The organism is Citrobacter sp. wls706 (genome assembly GCF_005281305.1).
GTDB classification, from domain to species: domain Bacteria; phylum Pseudomonadota; class Gammaproteobacteria; order Enterobacterales; family Enterobacteriaceae; genus Citrobacter; species Citrobacter werkmanii.
The window spans coordinates 175,473-198,730 of sequence record NZ_SZXG01000030.1 but is presented as its reverse complement, the minus strand read 5'-3'; the positions used below and the strand labels follow the sequence as shown (position 1 = coordinate 198,730).

The 23,258-nt window shown below is 52.0% G+C and carries 25 protein-coding genes; 10 read left to right on the top strand and 15 right to left on the bottom strand.

Annotated features, from left to right (window positions below; genetic code table 11):
* Positions 1-82: 82 nt before the first annotated feature.
* Both FDW92_RS08855 and FDW92_RS08850 read left to right on the top strand, forming a co-directional pair.
* The gene (locus tag FDW92_RS08855) at positions 83-319 is read left to right on the top strand and encodes a YebV family protein (RefSeq protein WP_029139506.1); all 237 of its coding nucleotides are present in this window, start codon (positions 83-85) and stop codon (positions 317-319) included.
* Positions 320-421: 102 nt separating this feature from the next.
* Positions 422-613, top strand: coding sequence for a YebW family protein (locus FDW92_RS08850; protein WP_032939629.1), 192 nt, complete (start codon positions 422-424; stop codon positions 611-613).
* On the opposite strand, the gene pphA is transcribed toward FDW92_RS08850, so the two are convergent.
* From pphA to yobA, 4 genes are all read right to left on the bottom strand, one after another.
* Complete coding sequence (gene pphA, locus FDW92_RS08845) at positions 614-1,255, bottom strand: protein-serine/threonine phosphatase (RefSeq protein ID WP_042307835.1); 642 nt, start codon at positions 1,253-1,255, stop codon at positions 614-616. It abuts the gene before it with no gap.
* Between the two features lie 412 nt (positions 1,256-1,667).
* Complete coding sequence (locus FDW92_RS08840) at positions 1,668-2,006, bottom strand: YebY family protein (protein WP_042307834.1); 339 nt, start codon at positions 2,004-2,006, stop codon at positions 1,668-1,670.
* A 20-nt stretch (positions 2,007-2,026) separates the two neighbouring features.
* Positions 2,027-2,896, bottom strand: a complete 870-nt coding sequence (gene copD / locus FDW92_RS08835) for a copper homeostasis membrane protein CopD (protein WP_042307833.1) — start codon at positions 2,894-2,896, stop codon at positions 2,027-2,029.
* 3 nt (positions 2,897-2,899) lie between these two features.
* Positions 2,900-3,274, bottom strand: a complete 375-nt coding sequence (gene yobA / locus FDW92_RS08830; RefSeq protein WP_042307832.1) for a CopC domain-containing protein YobA — start codon at positions 3,272-3,274, stop codon at positions 2,900-2,902.
* 143 nt (positions 3,275-3,417) lie between these two features.
* On the opposite strand from yobA, the gene FDW92_RS08825 reads away from it, so the two are divergent.
* The 3 genes from FDW92_RS08825 (at position 3,418) to exoX (ending at position 5,096) form a co-directional block, all read left to right on the top strand.
* A complete protein-coding gene (locus FDW92_RS08825) occupies positions 3,418-3,648 on the top strand; it encodes a DNA polymerase III subunit theta (RefSeq protein WP_038641397.1) in 231 nt (76 codons plus the stop codon).
* Positions 3,649-3,754: 106 nt separating this feature from the next.
* Positions 3,755-4,411: a carbon-nitrogen hydrolase family protein gene (locus FDW92_RS08820; protein ID WP_042307831.1), complete on the top strand. Its 657-nt coding sequence runs from the start codon at positions 3,755-3,757 to the stop codon at positions 4,409-4,411.
* A 22-nt stretch (positions 4,412-4,433) separates the two neighbouring features.
* Positions 4,434-5,096 carry an exodeoxyribonuclease X gene (gene exoX / locus FDW92_RS08815; RefSeq protein ID WP_042307829.1) on the top strand — a complete coding sequence of 221 codons (663 nt, stop codon included), beginning with the start codon at positions 4,434-4,436 and terminating at the stop codon, positions 5,094-5,096.
* On the opposite strand, the gene ptrB is transcribed toward exoX, so the two are convergent.
* The 4 genes from ptrB to yebG all read right to left on the bottom strand — a co-directional run bounded on the left by ptrB (position 5,078) and on the right by yebG (position 8,759).
* Complete coding sequence (gene ptrB, locus FDW92_RS08810) at positions 5,078-7,153, bottom strand: oligopeptidase B (protein ID WP_170976157.1); 2,076 nt, start codon at positions 7,151-7,153, stop codon at positions 5,078-5,080. The genes exoX and ptrB overlap by 19 nt on opposite strands.
* 86 nt (positions 7,154-7,239) lie before the next feature.
* Positions 7,240-7,899, bottom strand: a complete 660-nt coding sequence (locus FDW92_RS08805) for a tellurite resistance TerB family protein (protein WP_042307825.1) — start codon at positions 7,897-7,899, stop codon at positions 7,240-7,242.
* 94 nt (positions 7,900-7,993) lie between these two features.
* Positions 7,994-8,347, bottom strand: coding sequence for a protein YebF (yebF, locus tag FDW92_RS08800; protein ID WP_042307823.1), 354 nt, complete (start codon positions 8,345-8,347; stop codon positions 7,994-7,996).
* Positions 8,348-8,468: 121 nt separating this feature from the next.
* Positions 8,469-8,759 (bottom strand): DNA damage-inducible protein YebG, encoded by a 291-nt coding sequence (yebG, locus tag FDW92_RS08795; protein ID WP_042307822.1) that lies wholly within the window; start codon positions 8,757-8,759, stop codon positions 8,469-8,471.
* 132 nt (positions 8,760-8,891) lie between these two features.
* On the opposite strand from yebG, the gene purT reads away from it, so the two are divergent.
* Positions 8,892-10,070, top strand: a complete 1,179-nt coding sequence (gene purT / locus FDW92_RS08790) for a formate-dependent phosphoribosylglycinamide formyltransferase (protein ID WP_042307820.1) — start codon at positions 8,892-8,894, stop codon at positions 10,068-10,070.
* Between the two features lie 69 nt (positions 10,071-10,139).
* On the opposite strand, the gene kdgA is transcribed toward purT, so the two are convergent.
* The 3 genes from kdgA to zwf form a co-directional block, all read right to left on the bottom strand.
* On the bottom strand, positions 10,140-10,781 hold the full coding sequence (gene kdgA / locus FDW92_RS08785) for a bifunctional 4-hydroxy-2-oxoglutarate aldolase/2-dehydro-3-deoxy-phosphogluconate aldolase (protein ID WP_003034901.1): 642 nt from the start codon (positions 10,779-10,781) through the stop codon (positions 10,140-10,142).
* A 34-nt stretch (positions 10,782-10,815) separates the two neighbouring features.
* Positions 10,816-12,627 carry a phosphogluconate dehydratase gene (edd, locus tag FDW92_RS08780; protein WP_042307818.1) on the bottom strand — a complete coding sequence of 604 codons (1,812 nt, stop codon included), beginning with the start codon at positions 12,625-12,627 and terminating at the stop codon, positions 10,816-10,818.
* Between the two features lie 233 nt (positions 12,628-12,860).
* Positions 12,861-14,336 carry a glucose-6-phosphate dehydrogenase gene (zwf, locus tag FDW92_RS08775; protein ID WP_003034896.1) on the bottom strand — a complete coding sequence of 492 codons (1,476 nt, stop codon included), beginning with the start codon at positions 14,334-14,336 and terminating at the stop codon, positions 12,861-12,863.
* Between the two features lie 365 nt (positions 14,337-14,701).
* On the opposite strand from zwf, the gene FDW92_RS08770 reads away from it, so the two are divergent.
* Positions 14,702-15,571 carry a MurR/RpiR family transcriptional regulator gene (locus tag FDW92_RS08770; protein WP_042308002.1) on the top strand — a complete coding sequence of 290 codons (870 nt, stop codon included), beginning with the start codon at positions 14,702-14,704 and terminating at the stop codon, positions 15,569-15,571.
* A 118-nt stretch (positions 15,572-15,689) separates the two neighbouring features.
* Positions 15,690-17,132 carry a pyruvate kinase gene (gene pyk / locus FDW92_RS08765; RefSeq protein WP_042307816.1) on the top strand — a complete coding sequence of 481 codons (1,443 nt, stop codon included), beginning with the start codon at positions 15,690-15,692 and terminating at the stop codon, positions 17,130-17,132.
* Positions 17,133-17,178: 46 nt separating this feature from the next.
* Here the strand turns inward: pyk and lpxM are convergent, their stop codons facing one another.
* The 3 genes from lpxM to znuA form a co-directional block, all read right to left on the bottom strand.
* Positions 17,179-18,150, bottom strand: a complete 972-nt coding sequence (lpxM, locus tag FDW92_RS08760; RefSeq protein ID WP_042307815.1) for a lauroyl-Kdo(2)-lipid IV(A) myristoyltransferase — start codon at positions 18,148-18,150, stop codon at positions 17,179-17,181.
* A 119-nt stretch (positions 18,151-18,269) separates the two neighbouring features.
* On the bottom strand, positions 18,270-19,589 hold the full coding sequence (gene mepM, locus FDW92_RS08755; protein WP_137400604.1) for a murein DD-endopeptidase MepM: 1,320 nt from the start codon (positions 19,587-19,589) through the stop codon (positions 18,270-18,272).
* Between the two features lie 15 nt (positions 19,590-19,604).
* Entirely contained in the window at positions 19,605-20,549 is a 945-nt protein-coding gene (gene znuA / locus FDW92_RS08750) for a zinc ABC transporter substrate-binding protein ZnuA (protein WP_042307999.1), read from the bottom strand.
* A 78-nt stretch (positions 20,550-20,627) separates the two neighbouring features.
* Between znuA and znuC the strand changes: the two genes are divergently transcribed.
* Together znuC and znuB are read left to right on the top strand one after the other, a co-directional pair.
* Positions 20,628-21,383, top strand: coding sequence for a zinc ABC transporter ATP-binding protein ZnuC (gene znuC, locus FDW92_RS08745; RefSeq protein ID WP_006684140.1), 756 nt, complete (start codon positions 20,628-20,630; stop codon positions 21,381-21,383).
* Complete coding sequence (gene znuB, locus FDW92_RS08740; RefSeq protein ID WP_042307812.1) at positions 21,380-22,165, top strand: zinc ABC transporter permease subunit ZnuB; 786 nt, start codon at positions 21,380-21,382, stop codon at positions 22,163-22,165. Before znuC ends, znuB begins: the two co-directional genes overlap by 4 nt.
* A 78-nt stretch (positions 22,166-22,243) precedes the next feature.
* Here znuB and ruvB read toward each other — a convergent pair whose 3' ends face one another.
* Positions 22,244-23,254 (bottom strand): Holliday junction branch migration DNA helicase RuvB, encoded by a 1,011-nt coding sequence (gene ruvB, locus FDW92_RS08735; protein WP_005120696.1) that lies wholly within the window; start codon positions 23,252-23,254, stop codon positions 22,244-22,246.
* Positions 23,255-23,258: the final 4 nt, after the last annotated feature.

Genomic DNA, 23,258 nt, shown 5'->3' with positions numbered 1-23,258 from the left:
CTTTTGCTAACGTTGACTACGCTGAAAAATGGACGGCCTAACTGGTCGTACCACAATCAGCAGATAAACGGAGAGCACGATGATGAAAACCAGTGTGCGCATTGGCGCTTTTGAGATCGACGACGCCGAGTTGCATGGCGAATCGCCGGGGGACCGAACGTTAACCATTCCATGTAAATCCGATCCGGATTTATGTATGCAACTGGACGCCTGGGATGCCGACACCAGCGTCCCGGCCCTTCTGAATGGAGAACACTCTGTTCTGTTCCGCGAGCACTACGATCGTAAGTCAGATGCCTGGATCATGCGCCTTGCCTGATTCAAAAAGAACCCGTCGCCAGACGGGTTATTTCTTGGTTAATTTCCCTCATCTATCAACATCTTCTACACTACAGGTATGGCTTTACCCTTTGAGGATGAAATGTTCACGCTGGTTCTTTTTGTGTGCTACCTTGACGGCGGTTGTGAAGATATCGTGGTTGATGTCTACAAAACTGAGCAGCAATGCCTTGTATCGATGGACGATCAGCGCATTCGTAACGGCGGATGTTTGCCTGCGGACGATTACATCGACAGCTTCTGGCGTCCAGCCCAGGAATACAGCGATTTCTGATTATTGCAATTGCACCAGCATTAATTCGCCGCCAAATACCGCACCGGTATCAATATAGTGCAGATTGTCACGATCCAACCGATGCCGCAGTGGCGTATGACCAAACCAAAAGTGATCCGCGCCACGTATGCCGTTACCTTTGTTCATCAACCGCGTACGATCCCACAGCACCCGCTGTAAATCGACCTCTTTTTGCCACTGGTAATCATCATCCGGGTAATCCGCATGAGCAACAACGTGTATGCCACTCCGGCAGCGTAGTTCCAGAATCCAGGGTAACTTTCGACACGCTTTCAGTGCTAATCTTGCCGCAGACTGATCCGCGTGAGCAAACCACGCGCCGCCGTTCATAAACCACAAAAGTTGCTCCCCCGTCGCCAGTGCATCCAACGCCATCTGCTCATGATTGCCCCTGACTGCCACAATCCAGCTTTTGCGCAGCAGGCGCAGGCAACGCAGACTGTCAGGCCCACGGTCAATAACATCACCCACTGAAACCAGCAGATCTTGCCGGGGATCAAACTGGCACTGGCGCAATCTCGCCATTAATAAAGAGAAGCAACCGTGGAGATCCCCCACGACCCAGACGTGACGCCAGTGAGAACCTTCGATTCGTTGGTAGATATTGTCAGGCTGTGCCATGCAACCTCCTGAGCACATTGAGACCTGGTTATAATTTTAGCAATGGCTGCAAAAAATCCTGGACGATCAAGGGGCGGAGTATGGTATGGTTTACGCAGAATGTAGCCTGTGATACGCAGTGTTTGGCCCTGGATGGCATGGCATTCACCACATAAAAAGAGACCGAATACGATTCCTGTATTCGGTCCAGGGAAATGGCTCTTGGGAGAGAGCCGTGCGCTAAAAGTTGGCATTAATGCAGGCTAAGTTACCCTGCCATTTAAGAATAGATGACAGCGCCAGGTTTTCCAGTCCGCGGCTAAAGTGGCCGGAAAAAAAGGCAGTTCGTCACACGACCAAATGCAAAAACCGCAAGTTCTTCTGTGAGATCCTGCGGTTTTTTTATTGGAAATCATAACGCTACATCTGACAATTAACAGAGCTTTTCTGCGCGCTCCACAAACGGTGCCAGACTCATTTTTTCGCCAGGTTTCGTCGGGTCATCAATCTGGATAATCTCAATCGGCTTCGCCGTGGTTTTGCCGCTCTCAACCTGTTTTCTGGCAACATCATTCAATGGATATTGCACCAGCGTGCTGGGATTGATGACATACAACGCGTTACCTGCACGGCAGGTCAGCATCACCTCTTCCCGATTAAACGCCCACTTATCTTTGCCAACCTCAAAACGGCTGACGGTGATGACCTGTGGCGCTGCCAGCGCGGCCCCTGAACTTGCCAGTAGTAGTAAAGAGAGAATGATTTTTTTCATGCGTTTTGCCAGTCCATCAATCAAAAAGGTTCGAGGGTTGCAAACAGGCTGACAATCGCCAGCACTACGGCCCCTATTCCCCATTCCAGTTTTGTCATCCAAATGAAATAGAGCGTCATACAGTCATTATCCTGCATGCGTGGTACCAGAACATACCGATTCGCCAGGGCAATCGCCACCATTAGCATAACAAGGGCACCTTTTAACAAAAGGAGTTGCCCATAAGCCATATGCCAGGAGCCGGAAACACCGACAATAAACAGGGCATTCATAATCCCGGTAAGTAAAACCCCGGCAACAAAAAGATGCCCATAGCGGGAGAAACGCATCATTGTAGAGATCGCTTGTTCCCGCCAGCGACCCTGCGCCATTCTCATACAGTAAAGTACGGGCAGCAAGCCACCAAACCAGGCTGCGGCACATATCAGATGCAAGGCATGGTTAACCTGTTGGATGGCCCCAGGGACGCCAGTATGCAGCGTTGCATGTCCAACACCTGCCAGCAGAATAAATTGGGCAATCGTCATCATTAACAGCAGTCGCGACATGCTGCGCGGCACAACGATGGTCACTACCAGAGTGACCATTGCGAGGATAATCTGCCATAACCAGACGCCGCCAAATTGCGTCTGCAGAACGGCGCCCCAAACGTCTGTCGAGACGACATCCCGCCAGCCTGAGCCCATTAAGCCCCCCTGGATCGCCAGCATTAGCGTCGCGCTGATAAAACTCCACGTAGCGGCATGGCGTTGCAGACGTAAAAAACGACGCATCATTAAACGGCGAACTGAAACGGGAGCCAGCCACGCGCCGTAAAGCGCACAACCAAACACCAGCATCAACGCGGTAAAATGAATAAATCGCAGGGCAACCCAGGTAAATGCCAGCATCGGTTATTTCATGCTAAAGGTATATTGTCCCTTTGTCTTGTGACCATCCACGGATACAACGTGCCAGTCCACCGTATATTTTCCGGCCTCCAGCGTTTGATCGAGCGGAATAATCAGTTGCGTTTTGTCCTGATCGCTGCGGGTCGCTTTGCCCGTCTTGATTGATTCCTTTTGTGGACCTGTCAGCGTTGCGCCACTGAAAGCGGGTTCGACACCCTCAGAAAAATTCAGCGTCAGCGCCTGGGGAGAAGCGGTGACTTCCGCATTCGCCGCCGGGCTTTGTTTTGTCAGGTGAGCATGCGCCAATGCAGCGGGTGTTGCGAGGAGGCTGGCGAGTACGATGATAGTATTACGTAGCGAAGATGCAGATGAAGCCATTTCAACTATTCCTTTTTGTTATGTCTAATCTATAGAGAATAACCTTCTACAATGATCGAGTCGAGAATCATCAATTCTGTCTTGCCATTAATGCGCGCTCTTAGTAACTTTGCGCGCCGGAAGACAGAGAAAAGGAGCAGCCTATGAACATCAATCTGGCCAAACTTGAGCAAGCCGAAATGGATAAGGTCAATGTTGACCTGGCCGCGGCGGGTGTCGCATTTAAAGAACGCTACAATATGCCGATCGTTGCCGAAGTGGTTGAACGTGAACAGCCCGAACATTTACGCGACTGGTTTCGTGAAAGACTCATCGCACATCGCCTGGCATCCGTCTCCCTTTCACGTTTACCGTACGAGCCGAAAGTTAAATAAAACTTATATTACGTTACGATTCCTTACATGATGCCTGCTACAGTATAAGTATATTCTTAATCTATACTTTAAAGATGGTTGTAGACACTATGAAAAGGAAATCATTATGTCACACTGGAAAATCGCAGCAGCACAATACGAACCCCTTCACACGTCAGTGACCGAAAACGTTGCCCATCACCTGCAATTCATTCAGGCAGCCGCACAATGCCAATGTGAATTGCTGGTCTTCCCCGCCCTCTCCTTGTTGGGCTGCGTTGATGAGAATGACTCCCTCCCAGCGCCACCTGATGAAGCGTTGCTGGAACCGCTGGCGCATGCCGCAGCGACTTACCGCATGACCATTATCGCGGGATTGCCGGTAGAGCATAACAATCGTTTTGTGAAAGGCATTGCGCTTTTCTCTCCCTGGATGACCTCACCATTAACGTTTCATCAGAGCCACGGGGCCTGTATTGCCAGACAGCGCAATACCATCAGCGTTGTGGATAGTCAGCCGGAAGGTATCGATATCGACCCGAATTTTTCGCTGTTTACCAGTAGCCAGTCCGTCAGCGAACCTGAATTGCTCTCCTCCACATCTCGTCTACAACGTTTCTCGCATAAATTCGCCATCGCAGTATTAATGGCCAATGCGCGCGGGAGTAGTGCGTTATGGGACGAGCGAGGCCAATTGATTGTCCGCGCCGACAGCGGTTCTTTGCTCTTAACCGGTCAACGCACGCCACGGGGTTGGCAAGGTGATATCATTCCATTACGCTAGTCGTTTTGGTCGGGAGCATGGCATGTTGCGCATAATAGATACAGAAACCTGTGGTCTGCAGGGAGGCATTGTTGAGATTGCTTCTGTCGATGTGGTTGATGGAAAGATAGTTAACCCAATGAGCCATCTGGTGCGTCCTGACCGCCCTATTAGTCCCCAGGCGATGGCTATTCATCGCATTACTGAAGCAATGGTGGCCGATAAGCCATGGATTGAAGATATCATTCCGCACTATTACGGTAGCGAGTGGTACGTGGCGCACAACGCAAGCTTCGACCGCCGCGTATTGCCAGAGATGCCCGGTGAGTGGATCTGCACCATGAAGCTCTCCCGTCGATTGTGGCCTGGAATCAAATACAGCAATATGGCGCTGTATAAATCACGTAAGCTGAGCGTTCAGACGCCCGCAGGCCTGCATCATCACCGTGCTCTGTACGACTGCTACATCACTGCGGCTTTGCTGATCGACATCATGCAAACTTCAGGCTGGACTGCAGAGCAGATGGTCGACATTACCGGTCGCCCCGCGTTACTCACGACCTTCACATTTGGTAAGTACCGTGGAAAACCGGTATCAGAGGTGGCTGAACGCGATCCGGGCTATCTGCGTTGGTTATTTAATAATCTCGACAGTATGAGCCCGGAGCTGCGATTAACGCTGAAGCACTATCTGGATAACGCCTGATCTGAAGACTTTCCAGGCAGCGTTCCCTGTGCCAGCCCAATCAAAAATGCGTACTCAAGGGCCACGCCTTCGTAAGATTTAAAACGTCCGGACTTGCCGCCGTGCCCGGAATCCATATCCGTGCACAGTAACAGCAAGCGATCATCCGTTTTTAACTCACGCAATTTTGCCACCCACTTTGCCGGTTCCCAGTATTGCACCTGGGAGTCGTGTAATCCTGTCGTGACCAGCAGATGTGGATAATCCTGCGCGGTGACGTTGTCATAGGGGCTGTAGCTTTTCATATACGCATAGTACTGCGGATCCTGCGGATTACCCCATTCCTCAAATTCACCGGTGGTCAGGGGAATTGACTCATCCAGCATCGTGGTCACCACGTCGACAAACGGCACCTGGGCAATCACGCCATGGAACAAGTCCGGGCGTTCATTAATGGCTACGCCCATTAACATTCCTCCGGCGCTTCCCCCCATGCCGTAGCATAACGATGGCGCACCATAACCCATTCTTAGCAGCGCATCGCAGACATCGAGGTAATCATTGAAGGTATTTTTCTTGTGCAGAAACTTACCGTCTTCGTACCATTGCTGACCCAATTCACCGCCGCCACGCACATGGGCAATGGCGTAAACAAAGCCGCGATCCAATAAGCTTAAACGGCTGCTACTGAAATCAGCATCCATGCTGGCACCATACGAGCCATAGCCGTAAACCAGTAGAGGATTTTTCCCTTTCAGGAAATACTTTTGATGATAAACCAGCGAGACCGGAACCTCGGTACCATCACGGGCGGTGATCCAGACATGTTCGCTGCGGTAATTCGCCGCATCAAATCCGGGGACCTCCGTCTGCTTAAGCACGCGACGCTCCCCGGTGTCCATATCGAGTTCAAACAACGTGTCCGGCGTGGTCATGGAGGAATAGCCATAGCGCAGGCGCGATGTCTCCGGTTCCGGGTTATAGGCAAGCCAGGTCACATACGCCGGATCGTCAAAGGCGATACCGATCACTTCGCGCGTTTTGCGATTGATCTGACGCAGACTGGTTAAACCCTGCTGGCGTTCTTCCACCACCAGCCAGTCGGTAAACAGGGTAAACCCCTCCAGCATGACGTTCTCGCGCGGCGGGATCAGCACCTCCCACGCTTGTTCATTGCGTACGCGCGTGCGGTACAGACCAAAGTTTTTACCTTCACGATTAGAACGCAGATAAAACTTGTGCTGATAGTGATCGAGGCTGTACTCGTGGTCTTTACGCCGCGCTAAAAAAAGCAAAGGTTCGGCGTCGGCCAGTTCTGCATCCAACAGCAGAACCTCGCTGGTCGTCGCGCTGGCGATATGGATCACCACATAATGTAACGAGGTGGTTTTATGCAGACTGACATAAAACATGTCATCGGCTTCTTCGTACACCAATTCGTCCAGTGACGAGGGAGATCCAACGGTATGCCGCCAGACCTGGTACGGCAGTAACGTCGTGGCGTGTTTGCGAACGTAATAGAAGGTCTGGGAATCATTCGCCCAGACCAGATCCGCTTCAACGTTATCCAGTACTTCCGGATACCAGTTGCCGCTTTCCAGGTTGCGAAAGCGAACGCCATATTGCCGACGAGAGAGGTAATCTTCGGCCAGCGCCATAATGCTATTATCGGGTGATATCGCCAGCCCTCCCAGCGTATAAAATTCACTGTGGGCTGCGCGCTGGTTGCCGTCCAGCAGAGTATTCCATTCATCCCACTCTTCGCTGAGAACCGACTGGCGCTGATAAATGGCATATTCACATCCCGGTTCATAAATATGGCGGTAACGATAACCATTTTTCACATAGGGAGCGGATGCATCCTGTGGGGGAATACGGTCGATAATTTCTTTCAGAACACGCTCCTGCAAAGCCTGCTGCGAAGCCATAACCTGATGGCCATACGCATTTTCCTGTTGCAGGTATTCGAGCACGTCCGGCTGCGAGCGGGTGTCGTCTCGCAGCCAGTAATAATTATCAACACGTGTATCGCCATGCTGCGTCATGGCGTGGGGAATACGAGAAGCTTTTGGTAGCATGTCATTGTTCTTTTGCTTAAACATCCTATAAGGGTGGCAAAAGACAGCGATGATGCAAGCGAAACATGCACCTTAGCGATAAGTAATTAACCCGGTAAAGCCTGTTTTTGCGCCTTGAGATCCTGTTCAATGCCGTCACGAACATCCAGTGGGATCTTCAACGCGTCACCCAGCGCATTCAGATAGCTGCGCTCCATAAAGTGGTCGATATCAATCGCCGCACAGCTCAGGAAGTATATTTCCAGCGCCTCTTCTTCGTTGCGGATCCCTTGCGCCAGGCGCTGAGGATCCAGCGGTTGTTCAATCGCCCGCTCAATCAGAACGCGGCCTTGTTCTTCAACACCCGCCTCACGAAGCTGCTGTTCAATGGCGGTACGCTCTTTAGCATCAATATGACCATCGCTTTTAGCCGCAAAAACCAGCGCCAGGATCAGGCGTTCAGTTCGCTCATCCAGCGGCGAGCTTTGTACGCCGAACTGCGGCTCATCCTGATGCGCGGCGCGAACTTTATCTTTGTATTTGTTCCACAGCACGGTTCCGGCAACTGCACCGCCACCCATCAGAAGCGCGCTGGTGCCATATTTACTCAGTAACTTACGTGAGGATTTGTTGGCAACCAGTAATCCCGCCAGACCGCCTAACGCGCCAGGGACCAGAAGTTTACTCAGCCCTTGCTCGGCGGAAGATGATGCGGAGGATCCTTTTTGCCCAAGAAGAGATTGTAGTTGGTTCAGCCAGTTAGCCATTTTGCCCCTCAAGTACAGACGAATAATCGTCAAAGCGTACCCGAGGGGATGTCAGGAAGTGTTCAGCTCATCAAAAGATGTGCAAATACGCTCGTTACTGCGGTTGATACTCCGCCGTTCCGGCTTTGCAGTCTACTTTTACCTGATAGTGAATATCCGCACTTTTCCCACGGACCGTCAGCGGGACCGACCACTTGCCATCTTTGCCCGTAATATCGGGGGTATTAACCCAGGCAACAGGATCGGCTTGCCCAACACGCTTTTGATCGTCAGCCCAGCGCGCGATGCGATTTTGCTGATAATCACGTTTCACGCTCGCCGCAATACCATCAGCATTCAGCCCTTCACACTTGGGAAACTGAACATTTTTGCTTTCCATATTTGCCGCAAGTACAGATACGCTGGCAGATAACAACAGCAGGCTTAACAACGCTCTTTTTTTATACATTCTTTTCTCCTTTATCTCCCCTTCGTCCTTCCGGTTGCATGTAGCAACGCGAAAGAACGTCAGGGATTGCACAATGATTCAGGGAAAAGCATGGTACAAAACGTCAGGAGCGCAAGTTGTTTCAGGCAGCCTGGGTATCATCCTCAGCGTGTGCGTCATTTTCAACGACCTGCGGAGAAGGCAGTTTGCCGTTTTTCAGGATGGCGCTCAGCACATCTTTTTGCTCAGCCAGCCACAGGGAAAGCGCTTCACGCTGCTCGTCTTCAAGCGCTACCGGTGACTGCTCCAGCCATGTGTCGAGCAAATCCGCTGTATCAAGCATTTTGTCATACGCATCGGCTTCCTTTTTGCTGGTAAACGACATTTTTTCCTCACCTTCCCGAATGACTACGTATTTAACTTCAACCGCCATTTTTGCAGCCTCTTAAATTACCTGTATTTATGTACAGTATATTCTTTTTGAACCCCAAAATCAACCTGGTAATAAAGACAGACGCAAACGTTTTCGTATATACTACGCCCAGATAAAACAGGGGATTAATTTATGACGTTATTAGGCACAGCGCTGCGTCCCGCAGCAACGCGAGTGATGTTATTAGGCTCAGGTGAACTGGGTAAAGAAGTGGCGATCGAATGCCAACGCCTGGGTGTGGAAGTCATTGCAGTGGATCGTTACCCCGACGCGCCAGCCATGCACGTTGCCCATCGCTCATACGTTATCAACATGCTGGATGGCGAAGCATTGCGCGAGGTTGTCGGGCGCGAAAAGCCACATTATATCGTGCCGGAAATAGAGGCGATTGCCACGGATATGCTGGTAAAACTGGAACAGGAAGGGCAACACGTTGTGCCGTGCGCACGAGCGACCCAACTGACCATGAACCGCGAAGGGATCCGTCGCCTCGCCGCAGAGGAGCTGTCTTTACCAACCTCTTCTTTCCGCTTTGCAGACAGCGAAACTCGCTTTCGCGAGGCCGTCGCCGAAATAGGCTTTCCTTGCATCGTGAAGCCAGTAATGAGTTCCTCAGGTAAGGGGCAAAGCTTTATTCGTTCAGCCGATCGACTCACCGAAGCCTGGAACTATGCTCTACAGGGAGGCCGGGCAGGCGCCGGGCGTGTTATCGTCGAAGGCGTGGTAGATTTTGATTTTGAAATTACCCTGCTTACCGTTAGCGCCGTTGATGGCGTGCACTTTTGCGCGCCAGTAGGGCATCGTCAGGAAGATGGCGATTATCGTGAATCCTGGCAGCCTCAGCAGATGAGCGACCTGGCGCTGGCGCGCGCGCAGGATATTGCCCGTAAAGTCGTGCTGGCGTTAGGTGGCTACGGTCTGTTTGGCGTGGAGCTATTTGTCTGCGGTGATGAGGTGATTTTTAGCGAAGTCTCCCCTCGCCCACACGATACCGGAATGGTGACCTTAATATCGCAGGACCTGTCTGAGTTTGCCCTGCACGTTCGCGCATTTCTCGGTCTGCCCGTTGGCGAAATCCGTCAGTACGGGCCTTCCGCTTCCGCCGTTATTCTGCCGCAACTTACCAGCCAGAATGTGTCGTTTGATAACGTACAGGCCGCCGTGGGCGCTGGTCTGCAAGTACGATTCTTTGGTAAGCCGGAGATCGACGGGAGTCGTCGTTTAGGCGTGGTACTGGCTACAGCGCAGACCATTGAAGAGGCGGTTGAACGTGCGAAAAATGCCGCCGCACAGGTGAAAGTTACAGGATAAAAACCAGATCCGTAGGCCGGATAAGGCGTTGACGCGCCTTATCCGGCCTACGGTATACGCATTAACGGCTTACTGCTTCGCGCCTTCTACTGCTTCACGCGCCAGTTTAGTAATGCGATCGTAATCACCAGCTTCCAGCGCATCTGCTGGAACCAGCCAGGAACCCCCGATGCACAGCACGCTTTTCAGCGCCAGGTAGTCACGGTAGTTCGCCGGGGAGATACCACCGGTTGGGCAGAAACGCACCTGAGAGAACGGACCCGCAATCGCCTGCAGCGCTTTAGTACCGCCGTTCGCTTCTGCCGGGAAGAATTTGAACTCTTTTAATCCGTAGTCCATACCCAACATCAGTTCAGAAACGGTGCTGATACCTGGGATCAGCGGAATAGTCCCTTCCGTTGCGGCTTTTAACAGCGGCTCGGTCAGACCCGGGCTGATAGCAAACTGCGCACCGGCTTCAGTGACTTCAGCCAGTTGTTGCGGATTCAGTACAGTACCTGCGCCGACGATGGCGTCCGGAACTTCTTTCGCGATCGCGCGAATGGCATCCATCGCACATGCGGTACGTAAGGTCACTTCCAGAACGCGCACGCCACCTGCAACCAGCGCTTTTGCCATCGGCACCGCATGTTCCAGTTTATTAACCACAATAACCGGTACAACCGGGCCAGTGGTCAGGATTGCTTCTGCACTTGTCTTCCAGTTTTTCATCAGAGTTTTCTCTCGCCTGATTACAAAATAAGTCTTAAAAAGTGATACAGGTTGCGCCCTGCTCCGCTCCGGACAGCTTCTCACGCAACGCGCTGAACATTTCACGTCCAGTACCCACGCGCGATACGCTAAGGTCTGGAATGTGAGGCTGACGTGAAGCAAGTTCTTCTTCGTCAACCAGCAGCGTCAATTCACCTGTCTGTCCATTCACACGAATGATGTCGCCATCACGTACTTTTGCCAGCAGACCGCCATCATAGGCTTCTGGGGTTACATGGATTGCTGAAGGCACTTTACCTGAAGCACCTGAAAGTCGTCCATCGGTAACTAACGCAATTTTGAAACAACGGTCCAATAATACACCAAGTGGCGGCATGAGTTTATGTAATTCTGGCATTCCGTTCGCTTTTGGCCCCTGATGACGCACAACAACTACGCAATCGCGGTCAAGCAGACCCGCATCAAAGGCCGGTAACACATCGTGCTGACTTTCAAAAACAACTGCCGGGGCTTCTATAACCTGATTTTCGACCGGTACTGCCGACGTTTTCATCACTGCACGCCCGAGGTTACCGCTCAGCACTTTGGTACCGCCGTGGTGGGAGAAAGGTTGGTCAAAAGAGGCAATCACGTTGCTGTCCAGCGATTTCGCCGCCCCTTCGCGCCAGTCCAGTTCACCGTTGTTGAGCCACGGCTCCATGGTGTAACGCGATAAACCGAATCCGGCAACGGTATTCACATCTTCGTGCAGCAAACCCGCGTTCAGCAGCTCACGCATTAGAACCGGTACGCCGCCCGCCGCCTGGAAATGGTTAATATCCGCCGGACCGTTCGGGTACAAACGCGCCATCAGCGGCACGATATCGGACAGATCGGAGAAGTCATCCCAGTTAATCAGAATCCCGGCCGCACGCGCCATGGCCACCAGATGCATCGTATGGTTAGTTGAGCCCCCGGTCGCCAGCAGCGCCACAATTCCGTTCACCACCACTTTTTCATCGATCATTTTACCGATCGGCATCCATTCATTGCCGTTCCCGGTAAGACGCGTAACCTGACGGGCTGCAGCAGCGGTCAACGCTTCACGCAGCGGCGCATCCGGATGGACGAATGAAGAACCTGGCAGTTGCATCCCCATGAACTCCACGACCATCTGGTTAGTATTCGCCGTGCCGTAGAACGTACAGGTACCCGGTGCGTGATAGGACGCCGCCTCGGACTCAAGCAGCGCCATGCGATCAACTTTGCCTTCCGCATAGAGTTGACGAATACGCACTTTTTCTTTGTTCGCCAGGCCACTCGCCATCGGGCCGGAAGGAATGAAGATTGACGGCAGGTGACCGAATGACAGCGCCGCCATTACCAGGCCCGGGACAATTTTATCGCACACGCCGAGGAACAGTGCGCCATCGAACATATTGTGAGAGAGACCTACAGCGGCTGACATCGCAATCACTTCACGACTCAGCAGCGAAAGTTCCATCCCATCCTGTCCCTGGGTAACACCGTCACACATGGCCGGCACACCACCGGCAACCTGACCTACCGCATTGGCTTCATGCAGTGCTTTGCGAATGATCGCCGGATAATGTTCATACGGTTGATGCGCGGAAAGCATGTCGTTGTAGGAGGTAATGATCGCGATATTGTTACGCAGCATGCTTTTCAGCGATGCCTTGTCGTCCGGCTGACACGCGGCAAAGCCATGCGCCAGGTTACCGCATGCCAGTTGCGAACGATGAACGGTGGTCGATTTAGCTTGTTCAATACGGGCGAGATAGGCAGAACGTGTGTCGCGAGAACGTTCGACGATACGCTGTGTTACGCGTAACAAATTCGGATTCATAGAGGCTCCTAAAATTTATCTGTCAGAGCGGTAGGATTAACAATGCTTATCAGTCAGATTAAAAGTGCTGAATCGCTTGTTTGCCGTAGCTCAGGGGCAAAATCGTTTCAGGCAGTGTAATAAAAAAAGCCCCGCGGGTGAATCCACGCGAGGCTTAAAAGTGCAAAAATTATTCTGCAATCTGTGTTAGATCATGTTACCGGTAAAATAACCACTATGGGCTAGATGATATTTTACTCGAATTCGTTCCAGGAACGGCCATCACGGGTGATCATTGCCACAGAGGCAACCGGTCCCCAGGTCCCTGCCTGATACGGCTTCGGCGCATCGTTGTCCATTGCCCATGCTTCGGTAATTGAGTCGACCCACTTCCAGGCTTCTTCAACTTCATCACGACGCACAAACAGTGCCTGAATACCGCGCATCGTTTCAAGCAGCAGACGCTCATAGGCGTCAGCCAGGTGCGTCTGGTTGAAAGTTTCGGAATAGCTCAGATCAAGCTTAGTAATTTGCAGGTTATGCTTGTGATCCAGACCCGGCACTTTGTTCAGCACCTGGATATCAACACCTTCATCAGGCTGCAAACGAATAGTCAGCTTGTTCTGCGGCAGATCCTGCCAGGACTCTCTGAACAGATTCAGCTCAGGCGTTTTGAAGTAGACCACGACTTCAGAGCACTTCGTCGGTAAACGTTTACCGGTACGCAGGTAGAACGGAACGCCCGCCCAGCGCCAGTTATCGATATCCACACGGATCGCCACAAACGTTTCTGTATTGCTGCTCTTGTTCGCGCCCTCTTCTTCCAGATATCCCGGGACTTTTTTGCCCTGGGCAAAACCCGCGGTGTACTGACCGCGAACCGTTTTTTCACGCACGTTCGAGCGATCGATGCGACGCAGTGATTTCAGTACCTTCACTTTTTCATCGCGGATGCTGTCGGCGCTCAGGTCCGACGGCGGAGACATCGCAATCATGCACAAGATCTGCAGTAGGTGGTTTTGGATCATGTCGCGCATTTGACCGGCCTGGTCAAAATAGCCCCAGCGACCTTCAATACCCACTTCTTCCGCGACGGTAATTTCAACGTGATCGATCGTGCGGTTATCCCAGTTGTTTACAAACAGGGAGTTGGCAAAGCGCAGTGCCAGCAGGTTCAACACCGTCTCTTTGCCGAGATAGTGGTCGATACGATAAACCTGACACTCTTCGAAATATTCGCCGACCTGATCGTTGATCTCGCGGGATGTTGCCAGTGATGTTCCTAACGGTTTTTCCATCACGACGCGGGCAGGTTTAGCATTCAGCTTTGCTTCACCCAAACCTTTGCAGATTGCGCCAAAAGTGCTTGGCGGCATCGCGAAATAGTTAATAGTGGTACGTGATTTCTGATCCAGCATTTCACCCAGACGGCTAAATGCGGCGGTATCATTGACGTCCAGATTACAAAATTCCAGACGACCGCTGAGGGTCTCCCACAAACCTTCATCAATTTTTTCTTTCATGAAGGTTTCGAGCGCTTCGCGCACAACCTTGGTATAGGCTGCCTTGTCCCAGTCGGCACGCCCTACCCCGATAATACGGGTTTCCGGGTTAATCTGGCCGGCCTTTTCCAGTTGATACAGGGAAGGCAGCAATTTCCGCCGCGCCAGGTCACCCTTCGCGCCGAAAATGACCAGGTCACATGCCTGGGCTGTTTGCGTTACCGCCATGTCATTCTCCTCAATTAAGTGTCTGGTGCTTTTGCCAGACACTGGTTGTAATTTTATTACAGTGCACTGTACTGCTTTTACGTGAATCCGGAAACCGTAAACGCTTATCCAGCCGTGCTGTTACCGCGAACAGGCGTTTGATTGGCGTTTACCTCTGCAAAATGGATAAAAAAGTCGCTTTTTTTCGTACCTATGAAGAAGTAAGAAAACCAGACTCCGATCATGTAATGAAAAAAAACAACAACTATTCTGTCCATTTTGCCCCGTTCCTTCCTTAGCAGGGGTAATATCTAACAAATGTATCTCCCGATTTCCCCGTATCGCTGAAATCGCTTTTTCCCATGAGCCATGAGTCGACCTACATCATGAATATGCTGGAAAAAATCCAGTTAAAACTGGAACATTTGAGCAAGTCAGAACGTAAAGTCGCTGACATTATTCTTGCCTCACCCGACCGGGCAATCCATTCAAGCATCGCCGCGCTTGCGCTGGAAGCCAATGTTAGCGAGCCAACGGTGAACCGATTCTGTCGCAGTATGGATACGCGCGGCTTTCCTGATTTTAAACTGCATCTGGCGCAAAGTCTGGCAAATGGCACCCCATATGTTAATCGTAATGTGGATGAGGATGACAGCGTAGAATCATACACGGGAAAAATCTTCGAGTCGGCGATGGCAAGTCTTGACCACGTACGCCAGTCTCTGGATAACACCGCGGTAAACAGAGCGGTGGATTTGTTAACCCAAGCAAAGAAAATTGCCTTTTTTGGCCTTGGGTCTTCCGCCGCAGTAGCGCACGACGCGATGAACAAATTTTTTCGTTTTAACGTACCGGTGATCTATTCCGACGATATTGTACTGCAGCGCATGAGTTGCATGAATTGTAGCGACGACGACGTTATTGTGTTGATTTCGCATACCGGAAGAACCAAGAGTCTGGTTGAACTGGCGCAGTTGGCGAGGGAAAACGACGCGATGGTTATCGCCTTGACCTCTCCCGGTACGCCGCTGGCGCGTGAAGCAACGCTGGCCATTACCCTCGACGTACCGGAAGATACTGACATTTATATGCCCATGGTCTCTCGACTTGCTCAACTGACCGTGATAGATGTGCTGGCTACAGGATTTACTTTGCGCCGCGGGGCAAAATTTAGAGATAACTTGAAGCGTGTCAAGGAAGCACTCAAGGAATCGCGTTTTGATAAAGAATTACTCATCAAGAGTGATGATCGCTAAAAGCAATAACAATGTTCTACCCTTTTATCATCCGGGTCGTTCATTTACCGTCAATGTTTGAGAACGGCCGGATTAATGTTCACGCAACACCTAGTTGTTTCAGTCAACGGAGTATTACATGTCCAGAAGGCTTCGCAGAACCAAAATCGTTACCACGTTAGGCCCGGCAACTGATCGCGATAACAACCTCGAAAAAATTATCGCTGCGGGTGCGAACGTCGTACGTATGAACTTTTCGCACGGCTCTCCAGAAGATCACAAAATGCGGGCGGATAAGGTCCGTGAAATTGCCGCAAAACTGGGACGTCATGTAGCTATTTTGGGTGACCTGCAGGGACCTAAAATCCGCGTATCAACCTTTAAAGAAGGTAAAGTTTTTCTTAATGTTGGCGACAAGTTCCTGTTAGATGCCAACCTCGGCAAAGGCGAAGGCGACAAAGAAAAAGTCGGGATCGATTATAAAGGTCTGCCTGCTGACGTTGTGCCAGGCGATATCCTGCTACTTGACGACGGCCGCGTACAGCTTAAGGTGCTGGAAGTTCAGGGTATGAAAGTCTTCACCGAAGTCACCGTCGGTGGCCCGCTGTCCAACAATAAAGGCATCAACAAACTGGGCGGCGGTCTTTCTGCTGAAGCCCTGACCGAAAAAGATAAAGCTGACATCGTCACTGCAGCGCAAATCAGCGTTGACTACCTGGCAGTCTCCTTCCCTCGCTGCGGCGAAGATCTGAACTATGCCCGCCGTCTGGCGCGCGACGCTGGCTGCGACGCGAAAATTGTCGCCAAGGTAGAACGTGCGGAAGCTGTCTGCGACCAGAATGCGATGGATGACATCATCCTGGCTTCTGACGTGGTGATGGTGGCGCGTGGCGACCTGGGCGTTGAAATCGGCGATCCTGAGCTGGTAGGTATTCAAAAAGCGTTGATTCGTCGCGCGCGTCAGCTGAACCGTGCGGTCATTACCGCCACACAGATGATGGAGTCGATGATTACCAACCCAATGCCGACCCGTGCGGAAGTGATGGACGTGGCTAACGCCGTTCTGGACGGTACCGATGCCGTTATGCTCTCTGCAGAAACGGCAGCAGGCCAGTACCCGGCAGAAACCGTCGCGGCAATGGCTCGCGTATGCCTGGGTGCCGAGAAGATCCCGAGCATCAATGTCTCCAAACACCGTCTTGACGTGCAGTTTGACAACGTCGAAGAAGCGATTGCTATGTCAGCGATGTATGCCGCTAACCACCTGAAAGGGGTAACCGCTATCATCGCGATGACTGAGTCTGGTCGTACCGCGCTGATGACCTCTCGTATCAGTTCTGGTCTGCCGATTTTCGCGATGTCTCGTCATGAGCGTACGCTGAATCTGACCTCTCTGTATCGCGGTGTCACCCCGGTTCACTTTGACAGCGAAACTGATGGCGTGGTTGCCGCCAATCAAGCGGTGAACCTGCTGCGCGATAAAGGTTATCTGGTCTCCGGTGATCTGGTGATTGTGACCCAGGGCGATGTCATGAGCACCATTGGCTCCACCAACACTACGCGTATTCTGACTGTCGAATAACGCCAGCGTTTGATGTAAAAAAGCCTCTCGTTTGAGAGGCTTTTTTTTATTTCTTCGGATAGAGATCTTTGCGTTTATATGGCTCAATTTCACCGGGTTTACGCGTCTTAAGCAGCTTTAAAATCCAGGTGTATTGCTCAAGGTGTGGCGCAACAAAAATTTCCACCTCTTCGTTCATTCGTCTGGCAATGGTGTGATCATCCGCAGTCAGAATGTCATCCATCGGAGGACGTACCTGGATCGTCAGGCGGTGCGTTTTACCATCATATACCGGGAACAGAGGCACCACGCGCGCATGGCACACCTTCATCAGACGGCCAATCGCCGGTAACGTTGCTTTATAGGTAGCAAAAAAGTCCACAAACTCGCTGTGTTCAGGACCATGGTCCTGATCCGGCAGATAGTATCCCCAATATCCCTGACGTACAGACTGAATAAATGGTTTGATACCGTCGTTACGCGCATGCAGGCGACCACCGAAACGACGGCGCACTGTGTTCCATACGTAATCGAATACCGGGTTTCCCTGGTTGTGGAACATCGCCGCCATTTTCTGCCCCTGAGAGGCCATCAACATCGCCGGGATGTCCACCCCCCAGCCATGAGGAACGAGAAAAATCACCTTTTCATCGTTGCGACGCATCTCTTCGATGATATCCAGGCCTTGCCAGTCAACCCGACTCTGAATTTTCTCCGGGCCGCGTATCGCCAGTTCCGCCATCATGACCATCGCCTGAGGCGCGGTCGCGAACATTTCATCGACAATAGCATCGCACTCGGCTTCACTACGCTCAGGAAAGCAGAGAGACAAATTGATTAATGCTCTGCGACGTGAGCTTTTTCCCAGTCTTCCGGCGAGCCGTCCGAGCTTCGCCAGAACAGGATCGCGGAATGATGCTGGCGTTAACGCAATCCCGGCTATCGCCGCCACGCCAAGCCAGGCGCCCCAGTAGCGCGGATGGCGAAATGATTTGTGAAACTCAGGGATATACTCAATATTCTTTTTTTTCGTTTCCATGCTCTTCCAGTGTCTGGTATCGCGAAAAGTAAATCTGCTGATAGTGTAGCGGCGCACCGTGCGCCGTACAAAATAAAAAAGCCGGCACGCATCGCGTACCGGCTCTGTCAGTGTGCTAATTAATCGAAACGCAGCTGAGGAACAACTTCTTTCACCTGTGCCAGGTAATCAGTGCGATCTGAGCCAGTCAACCCTTCTGTACGCGGCAGTTTCGCCGTCAGTGGGTTAACAGCCTGCTGGTTGATCCACACTTCGTAATGCAGGTGCGGACCCGTTGAGCGTCCGGTATTGCCTGACAGCGCGATACGGTCGCCACGTTTCACTTTTTGTCCTGGCTTAACCAACAGCTTACGCAAGTGCATATAACGTGTGGTGTAGGTGCGACCATGACGTACCGCAACATAATAGCCAGCGGCGCCGCTGCGCTTCGCGACAACAACTTCACCATCACCTACCGACAGCACTGGCGTGCCCTGCGGCATCGCAAAGTCGACACCTTTATGCGGTGCCACGCGTCCCGTTACCGGGTTCAGGCGACGCGGGTTAAAGTTCGAGGAGATGCGGAACTGTTTCGCCGTTGGGAAACGCATAAAGCCTTTCGCCAGTCCGGTACCATTACGGTCATAGAACTTACCGTCTTCAGCACGGATGGCGTAATAATCTTTGCCTTCAGAACGCAAACGCACACCCAACAGCTGGCTTTGCTCACGTTTGCCGTCGAGCATTTCGCGAGACATCAGCACCGAGAACTCATCGCCTTTTTTCAGTTTGCGGAAATCCATCTGCCACTGCATGGCCTTGATCACCGCACTGATTTCAGAGCTGGTCAGCCCGGCATCTTTAGCACTGGCGACGAAGCTCCCACCGACTATGCCTTTGATACGGCTGTTAACCCAGTCGCCCTGCTGCATTTCGCTACTCATTTTGAAACCCGTCGCGGTGCGATCGTAAGTACGGGTTTCGCGACGAGAGACTTCCCAGGTCAGGCGTTGCAGGTCACCTTCCGCACTTAGCGTCCAGGAAAGTTGCTGACCAATTTTCAGGTTACGCAACTCTTTATCGGAAGCAGCAAGCTGGCTGATGTCACCCATATCGATGCCGTACTGATTCAGAATACTGCTCAGCGTATCGCCCGTAGAGACGACATACTCATGCACACCGGCCTCACCAGACGTTTTGTCATCCAGTTCATCCTGGGGGATAGCTTCATCTTCCTGAGCGGCCTGATCGATAGGTTCGCTGGCCTCAGGCAACAGTGAACGAATCTCGCTTTTTTCCAGCTCGATAGTTTTGACGATGGGTGCAGAATCGGGGTGGTAAACATAGGGCCGCCACACAGCGACGGCCAATGTCAGTACAGTAAGCGACCCCAGCATAACGCGATGGGGTCGAGGCAGATTATTAAATGCCAGAGCGACAGAGCGGGCTATCTGTTGCACGTATTCACTTCCTCATTAATCTCCTTTCAGGCAGCTCGCATACTGGTTGGCTAATTGGTTCAAAAACGCTGAATAGCTTGTTTTACCCAGTTTGATATTCGTTCCGAGCGGATCCAACGTTCCCATTCGAACGGTTGTCCCTCTCGCGACGGCTTCAACGACCGCTGGCCTGAACTGTGGCTCAGCAAAAACGCAGGTTGCTTTTTGCTCAACCAACTGTGTTCTTATTTCATGTAAACGCTGCGCACCAGGTTGAATCTCAGGGTTCACGGTAAAGTGACCAAGCGGCGTTAGTCCGTAGTGTTTCTCGTAGTAGCCATAGGCGTCATGAAAAACGAAATAACCTTTACCCTTGAGCGGCGCGAGCTCGTTACCTACCTGCTTATCGGTTGCGGCTAATTGTGCCTCAAAATCCTTCAGGTTGGCGTCAAGTTTGGCTCGACTTTGCGGCATAAGTTCCACTAATTTTTCATGGATTGCAACCGCTGAGGCCCGCGCTATCTCTGGGGAGAGCCAAAGATGCATGTTGTAATCGCCATGATGGTGATGCTCGTCACTTTTTTCACCACCAGCATCATTGTGTCCATGATCGTCATCGTCGTCGTCAGCACCTTTCATGAGTAACGGTTTCACGTCATTAAGCTGCGCAATCGTTACCTGTTTCGCGTTAGGAATATTCTTGACTGACTTTTCCATAAACGCTTCCATCTCAGGTCCAATCCACACGACTAAGTCCGCGCCCTGTAAGCGTTTTACGTCTGAAGGACGGAGTGAGTAATCGTGTTCGGAAGCCCCGTCAGGCAGCAGAACCTGGGTATCAGTTACCCCATCAGCAATGGCTGAAGCAATAAATCCCAGCGGCTTAAGAGACGCCACGACAGCGGCATTTGCCACCTGTGTTGCACTACCCCAAAGAGCAGCGGATAATGCTGCGAAAAGAAGCGTATTTTTATGTAACATAATGCGACCAATCATCGTAATGAATGTAAGAAATGTGATATTATAACATTCTATAACTTCTGCAAGACTAAAATTGATATGACGACTTTGGTTTCACTGGAAAATGTCTCGGTCTCTTATGGTCAACGCCGCGTCCTTTCTGACGTATCGCTTGAACTTCGACCCGGTAAAATTTTGACGCTTCTCGGCCCGAATGGCGCCGGCAAGTCTACGCTGGTGCGCGTTGTTTTAGGGCTGGTAGCGGCTGATGAGGGAGTTATCAAGCGTAATGGTCAATTGCGGATTGGCTATGTGCCGCAAAAGCTATACCTCGATACCACGCTTCCGCTGACGGTAAGTCGTTTTCTGCGCTTACGTCCAGGCACCAAAAAAGAGGATATCCTTCCGGCGCTGAAGCGCGTTCAGGCCGGGCATCTGATGAATGCACCGATGCAAAAACTCTCTGGCGGGGAAACGCAACGCGTCCTGTTGGCCCGGGCTTTATTGAATAAGCCTCAACTACTAGTCCTTGATGAGCCAACTCAGGGTGTGGATGTCAATGGTCAGGTCGCACTGTACGATCTTATCGACCAGTTACGACGCGAACTGGATTGCGCCGTACTGATGGTTTCCCATGACCTGCATCTGGTGATGGCTAAAACCGATGAAGTGCTGTGCCTCAACCATCATATTTGCTGTTCCGGCGCGCCGGAAGTGGTTTCCATGCACCCGGAATTCATCTCAATGTTCGGGCAACGCGGCGCCGAACAACTCGGAATTTACCGTCATAATCATAATCATCGCCACGATTTACAGGGTCGTATCGTCTTACGCCGGGGAAATGGTCACTCATGATTGAATTGTTATTACCCGGTTGGTTAGCCGGGATCATGCTGGCCTGTGCCGCTGGCCCACTCGGCTCGTTCGTCGTCTGGCGTCGCATGTCTTATTTTGGTGATACGCTGGCCCACGCCTCACTGCTGGGTGTCGCTTTTGGTCTGCTGTTGAATGTAAATCCTTTCTATGCCGTCATTGCCGTGACCCTGCTGCTGGCGGCCGGTCTGGTATGGCTGGAGAAGCGCCCTCACCTCGCGATCGATACCTTGCTCGGTATTATGGCGCACAGCGCGTTGTCATTGGGGCTGGTTGTCGTCAGCTTGATGTCAAACATCCGCGTGGATCTGATGGCCTACCTGTTTGGTGATTTACTCGCCGTGACGCCAGAAGATCTCATCTCCATCGCTATTGGCGTGGTTATCGTTCTGGCGATTCTGTTCTGGCAGTGGCGCAACCTGCTGTCAATGACAATCAGTCCGGACCTGGCCTTTGTTGATGGCGTGAAGCTGCAACGCGTTAAGCTGCTGCTGATGCTGGTTACAGCTTTAACTATCGGTGTGGCGATGAAGTTTGTCGGGGCGCTGATTATCACCTCGCTGCTGATCATCCCTGCGGCAACCGCCCGTCGTTTCGCCCGTACGCCGGAACAGATGGCCGGCGTCGCCGTTGGTGTGGGTATGATAGCGGTTACAGGGGGTCTGACCTTCTCAGCCTTTTATGATACCCCAGCAGGGCCATCCGTTGTGCTGTGTGCCGCGCTGCTGTTTATCTTCAGTATGATGAAAAAGCAGGCAAGCTAAACGTGTGTTGCCCGGTGGCATTGCGCTTACCGGGCCTACAAAATCGCCCAGGCCTGATGAATGTAGCGACTTCAGGCGTTAAGGCATCTCTGGCGGCGTGATCCCGAAATGGTTCCAGGCGCGCACCGTTGCCATTCTTCCGCGCGGCGTACGTTGCAGAAAACCTTGCTGAATCAGATACGGCTCCAGCACATCCTCAATGGTTTCACGTTCTTCCCCGATTGCCGCTGCCAGGTTATCCAGGCCGACCGGTCCACCGAAGAATTTATCGATCACCGCCAGCAGCAGCTTGCGGTCCATATAATCGAAGCCTTCCGCGTCGACGTTGAGCATATCCAGCGCCTGAGCGGCGATATCCGCCGAAATGGTGCCGTCATGCTTCACCTCGGCAAAATCACGTACCCGGCGTAATAAACGGTTGGCGATACGCGGCGTACCGCGGGCGCGACGCGCCACTTCCAACGCCCCTTCATCGCTCATTTCAAGTCCCATGAAGCGGGCGCTACGTCCGACAATGTGCTGCAGATCGGCAACCTGATAGAACTCCAGGCGCTGCACAATACCAAAGCGATCACGCAGCGGGGACGTTAACGACCCGGCGCGCGTCGTCGCCCCAATCAGGGTAAACGGTGGCAGATCGATCTTAATTGAACGTGCAGCAGGCCCTTCGCCAATCATGATATCCAGCTGATAATCTTCCATCGCCGGATACAGCACCTCTTCCACCACCGGTGACAGGCGATGGATCTCATCGATAAACAGCACATCGTGGGGTTCAAGGTTAGTGAGCATAGCCGCCAGATCGCCCGCTTTCTCCAGTACCGGTCCGGATGTGGTACGCAGGTTGACGCCCATTTCATTGGCAACAATATTGGCAAGCGTGGTTTTACCGAGGCCAGGAGGGCCGAAAATCAGCAGGTGATCGAGGGCATCACCACGCAGCTTAGCCGCCTGGATAAAAATCTCCATTTGCGAGCGTACCTGAGGCTGGCCAATATACTCTTCCAGCAATTTAGGGCGGATCGCACGATCCACCAGGTCTTCAGGTGTCGTGCTGACAGCCGAAATCAGGCGATCTGCTTCAATCATCCTT